This is a genomic window from Brevundimonas vesicularis (assembly GCF_014204545.1).
Classification (GTDB): Bacteria; Pseudomonadota; Alphaproteobacteria; order Caulobacterales; family Caulobacteraceae; genus Brevundimonas; species Brevundimonas vesicularis_B.
This window is the reverse complement of sequence record NZ_JACHLJ010000002.1, coordinates 460,872-476,489: the sequence shown is the minus strand read 5'-3', so window position 1 is coordinate 476,489 and position 15,618 is coordinate 460,872. Positions and strand designations below refer to the sequence as shown.

Annotated in this window: 5 protein-coding genes; 3 read left to right on the top strand and 2 right to left on the bottom strand. The window is 64.2% G+C overall.

Annotation, left to right across the window (positions count from 1 at the left end):
• The first annotated feature begins 8 nt into the window (after positions 1-8).
• Positions 9-2,696, top strand: a complete 2,688-nt coding sequence (locus HNP47_RS10495) for a UvrD-helicase domain-containing protein (protein WP_184279512.1) — start codon at positions 9-11, stop codon at positions 2,694-2,696.
• A gap of 220 nt (positions 2,697-2,916) precedes the next feature.
• Here HNP47_RS10495 and HNP47_RS10490 read toward each other — a convergent pair whose 3' ends face one another.
• Positions 2,917-4,713 carry an ATP-dependent endonuclease gene (locus HNP47_RS10490; protein ID WP_184279511.1) on the bottom strand — a complete coding sequence of 599 codons (1,797 nt, stop codon included), beginning with the start codon at positions 4,711-4,713 and terminating at the stop codon, positions 2,917-2,919.
• Positions 4,714-4,871: 158 nt separating this feature from the next.
• Positions 4,872-10,820: a DUF3320 domain-containing protein gene (locus HNP47_RS10485; protein ID WP_221415071.1), complete on the bottom strand. Its 5,949-nt coding sequence runs from the start codon at positions 10,818-10,820 to the stop codon at positions 4,872-4,874.
• Here HNP47_RS10485 and HNP47_RS10480 point away from each other — a divergent pair.
• Positions 10,820-12,139, top strand: coding sequence for a DNA repair exonuclease (locus HNP47_RS10480; RefSeq protein WP_221415070.1), 1,320 nt, complete (start codon positions 10,820-10,822; stop codon positions 12,137-12,139). The genes HNP47_RS10485 and HNP47_RS10480 overlap by 1 nt on opposite strands.
• Positions 12,126-15,587, top strand: coding sequence for a YhaN family protein (locus HNP47_RS10475; RefSeq protein ID WP_184279510.1), 3,462 nt, complete (start codon positions 12,126-12,128; stop codon positions 15,585-15,587). The genes HNP47_RS10480 and HNP47_RS10475 overlap by 14 nt, the downstream gene beginning before the upstream one ends.
• The last annotated feature ends 31 nt before the right edge of the window (positions 15,588-15,618 follow it).

Here is a 15,618-nt window from a genome sequence, read left to right as displayed (position 1 = left end):
GGCGCCGAGTGCTAGAGTGGATTGTCATCGGCGCGATCGGCCTAGCCGTTGGTGACGGACTGCTGAAAGGCTTCAAAGAGAAGAAGCCGTCGCTGCCGCCGGCAGCCCCGAAGCCTGGCCCTTCTGCGCAAGAGCTGGAAGCGGAGCGCGAACGTCAAAGAGCGGCTTGGGACGCGCTGTTTGCAGCGCGGTTCGATCAAGCAGGCTGGATCCCTTCAGGCGTTGCGAAGCGATTCATCGACCAACATCCCAGGCCGCGAGATGCGACGAGCGGGCTTTTGGCGATCGCGCGCAGCGCCAAGGCGCTACAGGAAGGTCGGCCAGATCCGCACGGCCCGATGCGCAAATTCGAGGTCCATAACCAAGGCGTCTTGGCGCGACACAAGGTTGAGCTGCAGTCCTTCTTCGACACAGTTGAAACGAGCCCGCTAACCGACGAGCAGATCCATGCCTGCGTTTGCATGGACGATAACGTCATGCTCGTCGCTGCAGCCGGATCGGGCAAGACGTCCACGATGGTGGCTAAGACCGGCTATGTGCTGCGTCAGGCGTTGGCGTCACCCGATCAGATCCTGCTTTTGGCGTTCAATCGGAATGCCGCCGACGAGCTCGGGCAGCGGATTGGGCAGCGTCTGGCCGATGTCCCCGGGGTCGACAAGGTCACGGCCAAGACTTTTGACGCCTTTGGGCTGTCGGTCATCGGCAAGGCGACTGGGAAGAAACCCTCGCTTGCGCCTTGGCTCGAGCACAAGGGCCAGGACGTTGCAGCGGTGGTCGATATCGCCCAGGCGCTTGGTGCAGAGGATCAGGCGTTCAGGCGGGACTGGGATCTCTTCAGAACCGTCTATGCGCGCGATGTCGGGGTGGTGGGAGAGCGCGCTGACCCCGAGGCCTTCGATGGCAAACAGCGGGGTTTCAGGACCGCCGATGGCAAGGTGGTCAAGAGCAAGGAAGAGCAGCTGATTTGCAACTGGCTGTTCTTCAACGGCGTCGCGTACGTCTACGAACGCCCATACGAGCATGAAACTGCGAGCGAGGACCGCCGGCAATACCAGCCGGATTTCTACTATCCCGATATCGGTCTTTATCACGAGCATTTCGCCCTGGATGATCATGGCCAAGCGCCGGCGCATTTCGATGGCGACTACGTTGCCGGCGTGCACTGGAAGCGGGCGCTCCATGCTGAGAAGGGTACGGAGCTCTTTGAGACCACCTCAGCGGAGATCCGATCGAACCACGCGCTGCAACGACTTGAGGAGGCCCTGGTCAGTCGCGGCGTTACGCAGAGCTTCGATGCGAACCGCGAGACGGTCGGTCCCCCTCCGATGAGCGACAAACAGCTGGCGTCAACGCTTCGCGTCTTCCAGCAACACGTAAAGAACAACAGGCTCTCGCAGGCCGAGCTTGAACAGGCGGCGCGAGCGCAGGGGTTACAGGGACATGGCTACAGGTCGCAGCTGTTCCTGAAGATCTATGAGCGTGTGTCGAGCGAATGGGAGCGCCGGCTGCGTGACGGCGGCTACATCGACTTCGAAGACATGCTGCGGCTCGCTGCAGAGCACATTGAAGCGGGACGCTATCACAGCCGGTTCAAGGTTATCCTGGCCGACGAGTTCCAAGACAGCTCGCGGGCGCGGGCGCGTCTTCTCCAGGCGCTCACGAAGGCGGACGACACCCACCTGACGGTGGTCGGGGACGATTGGCAGGGGATCAATCGCTTCGCCGGCGCGGACCTGCGGGTGATGTCGGAGTTTGGGGCGTTCTTCAGTCCTTCGACGTCTCTGCAGCTCACCACCACATTTCGCAGTCCTCAGGCGCTGTGCGACATCTCCAGCGAGTTCGTCCAAGCCAACCCGAAGCAGCTGAAAAAGACGGTTCGGACGACGAATGTCTTCGAGAACCGGCCCCTTCAAGCCTTTGGCTTTAAGGATCTGGGTAAGACGGAAGATCATGTCGAACAGCAGCTGAGCCAGATGGTCAGCCTGCTGGACCAGGGAAAGCTGCAGTCAGGTCGGGGAGGGCGAACGCGTGTGCTTTTCCTTGGTCGCTACAAGAGTGATCAGCCCGATCGTTTAAAGCGCTGGGAGCGAAGATTCTCCGCCCATCTCGATATCGACTTCAAGACCGTGCACGCCTCCAAAGGGCTTGAGGCGGAGTACGTCTACGTTCTTGGCGTCGTTGAAGACCGGCGCGGCTTCCCAAGCCAGATCGAAGACGATCCCGTTCTTCAGCTGGCTATGCCGGAAGCAGAGACCTTCGCCATGGCTGAGGAGCGGCGTCTGTTCTATGTGGCGCTCACACGCGCGAGCCGTCAGGTCAGGCTGTATACCTCTCTGGAAAAGCCGTCCCGCTTCGTCGCAGAGCTGGTGTCGAGGAAGCAGCTCGAGGTTGAGGCTGTAGAGGGGGAGGCGCTGGAGACCTGTCCTCAGTGTCAGGCGGGTGTCTTGAAGCTCCGTACGTCAGGGCGCTCGCCTTTCCACGGATGCAGCCGCTATCCACAATGCGATTTCACACGGTCGGTCAAAGAGGGCGAAACGGTCGAAACGCCGGTGGTGCGGCTCGCGTACGCCATGCCCTTGGAAAGCGATTGCCCGACCTGCGGTACGGGGAAGATGCGCCTGTCTAAGGGCAAGCATGGGCGGTTTTTGGGGTGCTCAGCATTCCCGGAATGCAAAACGACGGCCCCGGTAGGGTAGGCGCTTTCGGCGGCTGTTTATGACTCATGGTGGACCATAGCAACGTCTGCATTGTGGATGCCTCGTTGCTGCGCAGTTGGTCAGTGATATTGCGTTAAGTCAGTCTCCCCGCTGGCTTCGTCCGACAGAATTTCTTGCGACCCTCCCGGCCTTGGCCGTGGCGGCCAAGGCCGGCAAGAGCGCACAGCGAGGCTCTTCTTCGCCTTACGGTTCTCCGGAGCTACGCGACGATTTCTGAGGCCGGCGCCCCGTCAGGCTGGAGATCGTTTGCGCTCAGTCGGTCGGAGGTCCGTGCGGCCCCATGCGGAAGTGGCTGAGCATGATCGAGGAGTGCGTAGAGAAGGGCGATGACGGCATCCCGGCCTGACCCGGCTTGCTGAAGGGCTCTGACCGCCGTGGCCGGCTTCTCACTGGATGAGGTGTAACCGAGGTACGCTTGCTCGAAATCAGGTTCGGAGCACACCAAGTTGATACGTGTCGGGTCAGGAGCCGTTTGGACTGCCGCCAGGATATTCGCGTTCGTGGTCCACGCACCGTTTTTCTGTTGCTTGGTCCCGCCTGTCTCTTTGCATTTCACGTCGATGAACTCGGAATCGAGATCGTGCAACACGGAGTAGCCGGTCCCGAAGTGGTTCAGGATTTTGCAGAGCGAGACGATCGTGGCTTTGCCTCGAGCTCTCACGATCACCACATCGCGCAGCAAAGCCTGCGGGATCGGTGATCCGTCGCCGAGGGCACGAAGTTCCTCCACTATAAGACGGAATGCCGAAAACTCTGTGTCGCCCTCCACGACCACGACGCGAGGGCAGAAGAAGAACTCCGCGACGTAAGGGTCCCAGATATTCAGGAGTTTCAGGTTCTGCTTATCGTCAGTGCTGAGCTGAGCGGTGGTAGGCTTGAACAGGGTGGTGCCTTGCACCTCACCGGCTTCGTTACGCTCAACCCGCACAATCGTTTCGTTGTCCCGGGCCAAGTCGATGAATGCCGGATGGTGTGTCGTAACCATCACCTGCCATCCAGCTTTGTCTGCCAAGTCGTACAAGACACGGCAGGCTTCACGAACCGCGGATGGGTGAAGGCACAGTTCGGGCTCGTCAATGAGAAGGAGATGCGGCCGTCCGGTCCCGTTCTGGTCACGTTCGGAAACGATCCGCAGAACGGACCAAAGAAGAGTACGCCGGGCTCCGCTGCCCTGCAGCGAAACCGGACTCATGTATCCATCGGATGGGCCGACCCGCATCGCATTTCCGGCGAAAAGCTTGAACTGTTCCAGTTCGGCAATGGCCGGATCGAATTTGACGGCGTGTTTGGCGAAAACGCCGGCGAGCATCTCGGTAAGCTGCTTCTCGATATCTTCGATGTCCGCTTGGGCGCTGGCCAGCACTTTGGTTTGCAGTGCCCTAATCGCTTCACTTAGCCGATCAAACTCGAGCCCGTCGCCCGACTCTGCCGGAACGGCTTTTGCTCGCTCTTCAATTAGACTCAGTACGATCTGATCGATCTGAGCTGCTTGTTTCTCCGGGCTGTCGAACGCTTGGACCGCGTGAGGCTGGGGGCGCCTTGCGTTCGCAACGCCAGCGAAGCCCCAGGGCTTTGAGGTGTCCCAGTCTCCTAGCTCGACGTTCCAGCCTTGGCGCTCCCCCTTACCAGGCCCCTTCCATTGCCAACGTTCGCGAACCACCTTTCGCCCATCAACTTCGATAATCCACTTCTTCGCTGGGGGATCACCGACAACTTCTGTCTCCAGCTCAATAGTGGGTGGGTTAGCTTCATCAATAGAACCGTTGGGAAAGTCCTGCTCGCTCAGCTTTCCAGCCGCCGACCCTTCGCCCATCGCCACCTCATAAGCCCGCAAGATCGAACTCTTGCCGGCATTATTTGGTCCGACGAGAACAACAATGGTGTCTAGATCGACCTCCACCGTATTCGGTCCTATGGCCCGGAAGTTCCGTACAGAAAGCTTCCGAACTTTTCCGAGCGGGATCTCATCCCCGGCCGCTACTGGTGTCTTGGCCATGACTGCCCTCCCTTTTGTCAAGCTGTAGCGCTGATCGCAAAGGCTGAGAAGTCGCTGGACGCACGCAAAGCGTGCAGTCTTTGGCATGCGAGAGCCCTATTCGTGCACGTCACGTTCCATGTCCGCTTTGCACCGGCGACCCAGCATGCGGCTGTCGATCAGCTGAAATGCCCCTGCGTGGGCGCGGCGGCTCTCAACCTCGCGCGAGCCGCCGAGGACAGCCGCCGAACCCCAAACAGTCGGGCGACATCTACCTCACGGTCCTCGCCGGTACATGACCGGAGCGCAGCAGTGAGCTCCTCCAAAGCGATCTCTTCTATCTGCCGGATGTCAGCCGTGGTGGCTGGGGCTCGAACGTCCTCCCACCGACCCGGGGAGCTTGGGTCAGGCCAGGCGAAGGTGGCGCCGGTGTCTTCCCGCTGGAGATGGACGGTGCGCCTGGCGATGGAAAGCACGCGCTCGCGAACAATTCGGCCGGATCGTCCTATGCCGTGCGCTCGGGCGATTCTCTCGACCAAGAGGTCATCTCGGATTGGCGCCTCCTGCTCGATCACCTTGGCGATCATAGACCTGAGGGTCGGCGTGTACTCCGGCTCGTGGAAGCGCTCTCGGTCGGGGCTGAACGCCTCAAGGCGCGTCCGGGCATAGGAGCCCCCTAGAGGCCCTGCCACCAGAGTACCTGCATCGTCAGCGCCGTCTTCGCTGTTCGCGGCGTCCACGTCGATCGCAGAGCTGTTGGTGCTGGAGGTCTGTACGGCCGCCGGCGCGGGAGGCGGAGGTTCGGCTGCAATCTTGGCTCGGAACCCCTCCAGCTTCTCGCGCAGGAGACGATCAAGCCGATCGAGCGCGCCACGTTGGTCGATCCACCAATCGGTGGACCAGACCCGCGCCAGATCCCAACCCAGGCTTTTCAGCACCGCCTCGCGCACCTTGTCGCGGTCTCGCGCGGTGGCTGCGCTGTGATAGGCCGCACCGTCGCATTCGACTCCGCAGAGGTAGTCTCCGGGTCGATCGGGGTTCACCACGCCGAGATCGATGCGGAAGCGGGACACGCCGATCTGAGGAACCACAGTCCAGCCGCGCTCGCGTAGCCCGCGCGCAACGGCTTGCTCAAAGGGGGACTCAAACCCGCCGACAGAGCCAGCGACGGCCTCGCCGAGCGCTCGCGGTCCCCGCTCGGCGAACTCTAGATAGTGTTTGAGATCACGTACCGCCTCGGCCGCCGTGCGGTTCAGATCAACCATGTGCGGCGGGAAGGACGCGAAGATCATCATCTCACGACGGGCGCGGGTGACGGCCACGTTCAGTCGACGCCACCCGCCGCCCCGGTTCAGCGGACCGAAGTTCATCGGCATGGAGGGCGCGCCGGGCGTCTCAGGTCCGAATCCGATGCCGAGCAGCACCAGATCCCGCTCGTCGCCCTGAACCGTCTCCAGGTTCTTGACTACCACCGGCTCAAGGGCGTCCTCCGCGAAGAAACGCTCTAGCTCGGGACGTTTCTGGCGCGCCTTGTCGAGCAGGTCTTCGATCAGCTTCTGCTGTTCAGAGTTGAGCGTGACCACGGCCAGGCTTAGCGGCTCTCCCGCCTCGTCCACAAAGGTGGGGTCCGTCAGGCGCTTGATCACCTCGGCGACGATAGCCTCAGCTTCAGCCTGATTGGTGCGGAGCTTGCCCCTGGACCAGGCGCCTTGCACCGGCACCAGAGATACGGCGCTGTCCCGCGTGACGGGGGCGGGGAAGGTGACCAGGTCGCCGTCGTAGTAGCGGTGGTTGGAAAACGCGATCAGACTCTCGTGCCGGCTCCGGTAGTGCCAGGTGAGCCGCCGCTGGGGTAGACGTGCGCCCAAGCACTCTTCGAGAATGCTTTCCTGATCCTCCTCCACCTCCGTGTCATCAGCATCCATCGACGCGGCGCGGTCAAAGAAGCTGGTCGGCGGCATCTGTTTGGGGTCGCCGGCCACGATCAGCTGACGGCCGCGCGCAATGGCACCGACGGCGTCCCAGGGGGTGATCTGCGAGGCTTCGTCGAAGATGACGAGGTCGAAGAGGGCGAGATCAGCTGGCAGATACTGGGCGACCGACAAGGGACTCATCAGCAGGCAGGGCGCAAGCGTGGTCAGCGCCGGCCCCATCTCCTGAACCAGCTGGCGGACTGGCTTGTGTCGCTTCTGCAGCTTCAGCTGGTGGGCCAGAAAACCAAACCCAGGCGGCTGCTTCTGGGCTTCTTTCGGTGGCACCACCGCACAGAGACGCGCGCGGATGTAGCGGCGGGTCAGGGTGGCGAACTCTTCATCAAGCACCCTGAACCGCTCTATGGCGTCGCCGTGTTCGGCCAGGTTGAAGTCCCGAAGGGCAGGCTCGATGTCGATCTGCTGTTCAGCCCACCAGCGGGCATACGCCACCTCAAAGGCCTCGGAGGCTTTACCGGGCGCGACCACCCCCTCCCCAATGCCGGTGATCAGTCGGTGGAGGCCGAGGTCCGACGCATTCTGTTCGGCGCGCCGCCAGGCGCACCAGCTGTTCAGCTGGGCCTGGCGCGCCTGGATCTCCTCACAGGCGAGGATGATGGTGGTGAGGAGATCATCAGCTTGACGAGCCGCCGGCGACGAAGCCGCCGCTTCAAACCGGGCGAGCGACTCCTGGAAGAGGTCGTGCGCCTGAACCCACGCATGGCAGGCGCGTCCCACCGCGCCGTCCAGGGCAAGGAGCTCATTGGCGTCCACCACCAAGCTGCGAACCGCCGCGCGCAGTCTGGCGGCCTGCTCAGCGTCGTCCGCAGCGCGCGCCAGCCCGGCGCGAAGGGCGCCCGCGGCTTGGAGGGCGCGCTCCACCCGTGAAGGGTCCGTGGCCAGGCCAGACCAGCCGGAAGCTCGGCCAGCGTCGCCGGCCAAGGCGTCCATCGTCTGAAGATGGTCGCGCATAGCCTTCAGGCGAGGCAGGTCCGCGCCGGGGTCAGCCTTGACTCCCGCCGGCGACATGGCCTTGACTACCGCACCCTTGGCGAAGATCGACAGGGGCCAGAAGGTCGCCTCAGCCTTCGCCCATCGGGCGGCAAGATCATCCAGCGACAGGGTGCGGCCGGCCTCGGGTGCGTACCGGACCGAGAGCGCATTCTCCAGCTGACGGTAAGCGATGAGCTCAGCCAAAGCCTCACGCGTGCGATCAATCACCGACTGGGCGTCCGGCGCAAAAGCAAAGGCGAGATCGAGGCCATCGGCGCCCTGAAGCGCGCGGGCGAGCTCCACTAGGCCCGACAGGGCGTAGGCGTCGGCGGCCAGGTCCACCTTCAGCCGCTCCAGGAGGGTCTCGCGGGCGGCTCTCGCCTTGGTGGCCGCATCTGTCAACGTCCCTGCTGCGGCGACCAGCTCCGCCTGCCAGGCGTTGGACCATTCTGTCCGGCCAACCAGGCTGAAGGCTCCCGGCGCTTCCGCTGAGCGGGTGAGGTCCAGCCGCCGCGCGGCTTCCTTCAGCTGTTTAAGCTGCTCGGTGCTGTGATGCGTCGCGTTCGGCCAGTCCAGGCGGATGAGCTGATCGCCGCCATCCCGGATCACACGGCCGATGGCCTGATGGAGCGTCATGCCATTGGGCCGACGCTGGTGAAGGGCCGCGACATAGCCGTTCAGGAGGTCACGCTTCTTCTTCAGCTCTTCGGCCTTGCGCGCCCAATCCTCAGCCGGGTTCTCCTCCGCCGCCGTCCAGGCGCTGTCGAGCTGACGCAGCACATCCAGCTTGGCCGCCTTGTTGGAGTGCAATTCTAGGCAGAAGGGCCCAAGCCCATGCTGCACCAATCGACGATGCACCACGTCCAAGGCCGCCCGCTTCTCGGCGACAAACAGCACCTTGCGACCGAGCGCCAGGTTGTGGGCGATCATGTTGGCGATGGTCTGCGACTTGCCGGTGCCGGGCGGGCCATCCAGCACGAAGTCGCAGCCGCGGGCCGAGCCCACCACCGCCGCCAGCTGGCTGGAGTCAGCGGGGAGGGGGGTGAAGAGGTCCGCCGGGTCCACCTCCTGATCCAGATCTTCCGCACGCGGTGGAAGGCAGTCGGTCTCGTAGGGCTCCTTGGGCGTCTCCAAGAGGTGACGCACAATCGGGTTGGTCTTTAGCGCCTCGGTTCGATCAACCAGGTCCTTCCACATGAGGTATTTGGCAAAGGAGAAGGAGCCGAGCGCCACCTCCTCGATCACCTCAAAGCCCGGCGTATCGCGGACCGCACGCCGCACCAGGTTCCAGATGCGGGCGACGTCAATGCCTGCCTGATCGACCGGCAACCCTTGCGCGAGCTCAGGAATGTCGAGGTCGAAGTCCTGCCGCAGCATCTGCAGCAGGGTGAGGTTGAAGCGCGGCTCATCTTCATGGACAGAGAGCCGAACACCAGATCGCACGCTCCCGCGCTCGAGCTTGACGGGCTGAAGGATCAGGGGCGCGCGATAGCTGCGCGCGTCGGTCTGGGACTTGCGCCAGTTCAGAAAGCCCAGCGCCAGGAAGAGGGTGTTAGCGCCGCCCTCGGCGAGGTCGGCGCGGGCCTTGCGGTAGAGCTCCACAAGCGCAGCCTCGAGCTTGTCCTTCTCCAGCGGAGAGATCAGCTCGCCGCGTTCCAGCGCTTCGGCCGCATATGCCTGATCCAAAGCCTCGCCGGTCCGGGCGCGGTGCAGGTCCGCGTCGCGCCCCGCGCCGCCCTCAAGCTCTGGCGCGGGCACGATCTTGAACTTGGCACCATCCGCCAGCCGATCTTCCAGGGCCGCAGGATCGGGGCAATGAAGACGCAAGGCCGATGAGCCGTACTTCACGCTGAGCAGGCGGTTGCGGGTGGTCAGGTCCAACAGCTTGCGCTGCCAGCGCTCCAGCCGGCCCTCCGCGGTGGTGGGATCCGAGATCGGATCAACCATATCAAAGTCGGGGAGGGGCGGGGCCTCTTCAAACGAGGCGCTCGCGGCCGCCTCTTCTGGATCGGCAGCGTCCTCACCGGCCAAAGCGGCCGGAGCTTCGATTAGCGCCAGGGGACGCAGCCGCTGCATTCGCGCGCGGCGCACGTCGATCGCCATGACGAACTCGCCCTCGCGCTCTTCCGAGATCAGCCGGTTGCTTTCTGCGATCGCGCGAGAGAAGGGGACGCCGCCCCGCTGAGCCGCGAAGGTGGTTTCGAACACCACCAGCTCCTGAAGGGTGACGCGTTTACGGAGCGAAGCCGCTTCGTCGGTCAGAAGCGAGGCGAACTCCTGGGGCTGCAGCCACACCCCCACAAAGGCGTGACCCTGGGTGAGCACAAGGACAGGGTAGAGCCCGGCCTGCTCCAGGCTCGCTGCAAAAAGGAGGGCGGTGTCCAGACAGGTGGCCAAGCCGCTCTCGAGAACCTGAGACGGCGAGCGCACCTTCTGACCATGGGTCTCGAAACTCGCCGGCGGCTCGGCATAGGTCAGGCCAAGCCCACCGATCGCGGACCAGATAGCGGACGCCAGTTCGAAGCTGCGCGCCCGCGTGCCGGACTGATAGCCGTTCAAGCCGTCGGGCTTGCCCGCGCGCCGCAGCACTTCGCTGGCCGCCTTGAGCACCCGCGAGACGGCCGGATCATTGGGTTGAACAAAGGCGGCCAGAAGCTCAGGCATGGCGACCGCCCCGCCCCATTCGTTGCGCGCCAGGAGCTCCAGTCCGTGTTGGCGCTCATGAAGCACCTCTTCGCCGCGCTTCACCCGAACGGTTGCTCGGGCACGGACGGCTTCGGACAAGCCCATCAGGAGGCCTGCGTTCAGGGCCACATCCAGATCGGCCGGTCGGAGCGAGGATTGGGGGGCGAGCCGATCCAGACGCCAAGCCTTGGGGGCGAACACCGGCGGGTCGCATTCCAGCTCCACCACGAGGCCCTCGATCAGCTCAGAGCCGTCATTGAAGACCCGCAGGTCCCGAAGGACGGGCACGGCGTTTTGATGGGTGGCGAAACTGATCTTCGGGGCAAGCGTGGCGTCGACCTGCACGGCCGAACCGTCAGGGACAGGAGCGTGGGCCTCATGCGCGTCGGATTGGCTTGGATGGTCGCGGAGGGCGATGTCGGGAGCCGCGTCTTGATCCTCCAGCGCCTCGGCGCCGACCAGCCCGTCCATCACGCTCATTGCACCCGCCCCTCAACTCCGCTTACGGTTGCACGCGAGCGGGAGCGGGGTCTATAGGTATGTCTGGTTTTCGCTTTCTGCATGCGGCGGATATCCACCTCGACAGCCCGTTGAGCGGCCTATCCCGTTATGAAGGGTTGCCGGCGGACCAGCTTCGCCGCGCAACGCGGGACGCGTTCGACAACCTGATCGAAGCCGCGATCCGTGAGGCCGTCGACTTCGTGATCATCGCCGGCGACCTGTTCGACGGCGACTGGAAGGACATGTCGACCGGCCTCTACTTCGCCCGGGCCATGGGCCGGCTGGAAGCCGCCGGCATCCGCGTCTTCATTCTGAAGGGCAACCACGACGCGGAGTCGCTCGTCACCAAGAGCCTGCCTTGGCCCGGCAATGTGTCTGTCTTCTCCAGCCGCGCGCCCCAAACCTTTGACCTCGCTGATCTTGGCGTGGCGCTTCACGGCCAGAGCTTCCCCACTGGAGCGGTGGTGGAGGACTTGAGCGCAGCCTACCCGCCGCCCACACCGGGCCGCTTCAACATCGGGGTCCTTCACACCGCCCTTGGCGGCTACGCCCAGCACCAGACCTATGCGCCCTGTTCGGTTCAGGGCCTCTCGGCCAAGGGCTATGACTACTGGGCGCTTGGGCATGTGCACGCCCAACAGGTGGTCAGCGACGATCCCTACATCGTCTTCCCTGGCAACCTTCAGGGCCGTCACGCCAAGGAGATCGGGCCCAAGGGCGCTATGCTCGTGGAAGTGAGAGACGGTTTGGTTGTGGGGGTGAAGCCGCTCGAGCTGGACGTCCTCAGGTGGATCGCGGTCGAGGCGGACTGCACCGACGCAACCACCCTGCCGGACATCCACGAGCGGGTCCGGTCGCAGCTGATCAAGGTCCGAATCCAAGATGCCGGCGACCGCCAGGCGGTGTTCCGACTGACGTTGACGGGGCAAACCGCTTTGTCTGGACTGTTGAGCGACCGGCGAGACGCGCTTCGAGACGAGGTGTGCGCCATCGCTGAAGCACTTGGCGACCTATGGCTCGAGAAGTTGATCGTGCGCACCATACCGCCGCAGGAGCTGACGTTGGGCGGCGGCGATGACGCGTCCGGCTTGGTTGATGAGGCCCTGGGCGAACCGGAGCTCCTGCAGCTCCTGGAAAGCGAGCTCAAACCCTTCCTCGACGCCGTTCCGCAAGATGACGGCGACCTCGACGGCCTTCGGGCGGCGGCTCGGGACGGAGACTGGGACACAGTGCTGGCCGCCGCATCGCTCGCTTTGAAGACCCGCCTCGCTCCCGGAGGCGCAGATGCGGATCGCTGAGCTCAGCTTGGAACGCTACGGCCGCTTCGAAGGCCGCCAGCTGACATTGCCCCACCGAGAGCAGGACTTCCATCTCATCTACGGCCCCAACGAAGCCGGCAAGACGACCACCCTCTGCGCCGTCGCCGATCTGCTGTTCGGCTTCGAGCATCTGGTGAACCACGCCTACAGGTTCTCCGCATCGGCATTGAGAGTGGGAGCGGTGCTGGAAGCCGGCGGTGAGCATCTGTCGTGTCGACGGCGGCGAGGAAAAACAGGCACGCTTGTTGACGCCGCTGACGCCCCCCTGGACGAGGGCCGGCTGATCGCCATGCTCGGCGGGATCAGCCGAGATGCGTTTCTTCAATCCTCCAGTCTCGACCACGCCCGCCTCCGCGCCGGCGGGCGGGCCATGGTGGAGAGCCGAAATGATCTGGGTCAGATGCTGTTCACCGCCGGTTCGGGCGCGACAAACGTCAAACAGGTTCTGGACAGCTTAGACCGGGAGTTGGACGCGCTCTGGGGACAGAGGCGTTCCGAGCGGCGGGCCTTCAGTCGAGCGGAGGTCCGCTGGAAGGAGGCGAGAACCGGTCTTCGAGATGCAGCCGTTCGACCCGCCGACTGGCTCAAAGCAAAGTCGGAGCTCGATCTGGCGACTAAGGCGTTTCTACAGGCGGACGCGGCCCGGCAAAGGGCGGCGCTCGCCCTTGCTGGCGCCGAGCGGCTCCGGCGCGTCTTTCCGCTCCTGGGACGTCGTAAAGACTTGGTTGAGGCGATCGCCAAGCACCCTGGCGTCGCTATGTCAGAGACCGTCGAAGCGACGGCTCGGGAGGCTCTCGACGCTGCAGCCGAGCATCAGCAGAAACGGCACACCGCCGAACAATTGTTGGCGTCCGCGCGGCAAAGGCTCGAGGCGGAGCCGGATCAGTCGCCGGTGCTCTCGCTAGCTGATGAGATCGACCGCCTTGTTCAAGATATGTCTGCGGAGCAGGAGCGTCGCACCGCTCGGCCCGCACTAGGGGCCGAGATCGACACGATCCGAGCAGAAATCGGCGAGCTTGCCGTACAGCTTGAGCTAGAGGCTGAGACCGCCCGCACGACCAGCCTTCCCGCACCAGGGATCATCCAGAAGCTCCGCGAGCTTGCCTCTCGTCGCGTCGCCTTGGCGACGCGCGTCTCGACGACGGAGCAGGCCGCGAATCTTGCCAGGGCGGAGGTGGAGGCCGCGGATCAGGCGCTCACCCAAGCTGAGCCTCCCGCTGTCCTGGACCAACTGCAGACGACCGTAACAGCCGCGCAGCGCGCCGGGGAGCTGGACGAGCAGATCCACAAACAGGAGGCGCTTGTCTCCAAGACCGGTGAAGCGCTGGCGCAGGCGCTCCGCGCGCTGCTGCCCTGGGCCGGCGATGTGCAGACCTTGGCGACGCTTGTGACGCCGCTTGAGGATGAGGTCGACCAGGCCGCCACCACCGCTGACACTCTTGCACAGAGAGCGGCGGACGCCGCACGCTTGGTCAGCGAACGCGCCGAAGCCCTGGAGCTCGCCCGTGCCAAGGTGGAAGCAGCAAGGCGCACCCAAGGCGTGGTTCCGCTCGATACCCTGCTTCAGGCGCGGACTGACCGTGACCAATCCGTCGATCGCGTCGCGCAACACTTGGCCGGCGAGGCGATCCTGCCGTCGCCCATGGAGGAGGTGGAACAGCTCAGGCGAACCGTTAGCGAGGCCGACGCTCTTGCAGACCGAAGGTTCGCGGCCGCCGATGCAACGGCCCAGCTCGCAGCCGCTGAAGCGGAGGTGACCCAGGCCGAGATCAGGCATCGCAACGCTCAAGAGCAGTCGGAGAAGCTGACCAGCGAGCTCGAGCGGAGCGGGGAGGATTGGCTTGCGCGCCTTCGTCTTCAGGGCCTGCCCGAGCTCCAGCCCGACGCGCTCCGTGGTTGGCTCAGACGAAGAGTCCAATGCCTCGTGGCTCGAGATATGCATGAGGATGCTAAGAACGAGCTTCTTCGGCTGAAGTCCCGGCGAGACGGCCTGCTCCGCGAACTACGAGCCGTCGTGGAGACTCCGCAGGTTCAACACGCCGAAGCGCTTGAGCCCGTGCTCGCCGAGGCCGCAACCAGGCTTGAAGCCTTGCGACGGACCGCAGCAGCCTTCGATGCGCTGAAATCAGACTCCAGAAACGCAAATGCGCGACGCGACGAGGCGCTCAGAGGAGCCCAGGCCGCGCTCCAGCAGCTTCAGGACTGGCAGGCGGAGTGGGATGCCTTCAACGCCGAGGTCGGCCTCAGCCTGCAGCCCATGACGGCGGAGGTCCGTCTATCGGCTTGGGAAGCGTTGGCGCGCTCGCGCGAACGCCTGGAGGAGCTCAGGCGTCGCCTGGACCATCTGGACACCAGCGCGCAAGACTTCGCGGCGCGAGCCGTGAGGGTTGCAAGGGACCTTGGACTTGGGGCTACGGACGACGCGCTGGAAGTAGCGCGGAAGGCGAAGGCTGCGCTCGAAGCCGCGCGCGCCGCTTCCGCGCGCCGAAGGGCGCTTCAGGATGAATTGGACAGTCGAGACCAGGAGCGAGCAGCCGCAGCGGCGGCGCTCGACGCCGCCGAGACTGCCTTGGCCGAGGCGTTTACAACAACCCGTTCGTCGGATCGCTTGAGCCTGGCGGCCGCGCTCGACCACGCGCGGGACCGCCGCAACCTCGAAGGCGAGCTCAAGAAGATCGACGACGAGCTCGCCCTCCAGGCGGATGGCCAACCGATCGCGTCCTTAGAGGCAGAGTGCGCGGAGGCTTCCTACGACCTGCTGAGCGCTCGCGCTGAAGAGGCGCGCACGGAACTCGAGCAGGCATCCCAGGCCGCCATCGCTGCAAACGGCGTCATGAGCGAAGCCGCGGTTCGTTTTAAGCGCTTCGAGGGGCAGCAGGATGCGGCCAACTGGGCATCAGAGCTAGAGTTGGCCCGCGCCGAGCTCGACAGTTTGGCGGAAACCTACATCCTCAAGAAGGCGCAGCGGCTCCTACTCGGCCACGCCATGAAGCGCCAGGCCGAACGCGCGCGCCACCCCTTGCTGAAACGCGCAGCCGAGCTCTTCCAGACGCTGACGCTCAAGCGCTACGCCGACCTGATCATCGACCGTGAGGCCGACAAACCAAGGCTGCTAGGCGTCTGTGACGACGGGCAATCGACCATCCAGATCGATGACATGAGCGAGGGCACGCAGGACCAGTTGTTCCTGGCCTTGCGGCTCGCGGCGGTTGAACAGGCTATGAGCACCGGCAGCCGGTTACCATTCTTGGCGGACGATCTCTTTGTCACCTTTGACGACGACCGCGCGCGCTCGGGTCTTCAGGTGCTGGGCGAACTTTCACGCACCACACAGGTGCTGTTCTTCACCCACCACGCCCACCTTCGGGACTTGGCCGAAACGCTGTTTCCCAGCCTGTCGGTCCACGACCTCCAAGAGGCGACGTGAGGGGGTGCGGTAGAGCTAGAGGGAAGAGGAG

Excerpts from the sequence above, each read along its gene's own strand:
- HNP47_RS10475 (WP_184279510.1), top strand. The coding sequence starts at position 12,126 with ATGCGGATCGCTGAGCTCAGCTTGGAACGCTACGGCCGCTTCGAAGGC.
- HNP47_RS10490 (WP_184279511.1), bottom strand. The coding sequence starts at position 4,713 with ATGGCCAAGACACCAGTAGCGGCCGGGGATGAGATCCCGCTCGGAAAA.
- HNP47_RS10485 (WP_221415071.1), bottom strand. The coding sequence starts at position 10,820 with ATGAGCGTGATGGACGGGCTGGTCGGCGCCGAGGCGCTGGAGGATCAA.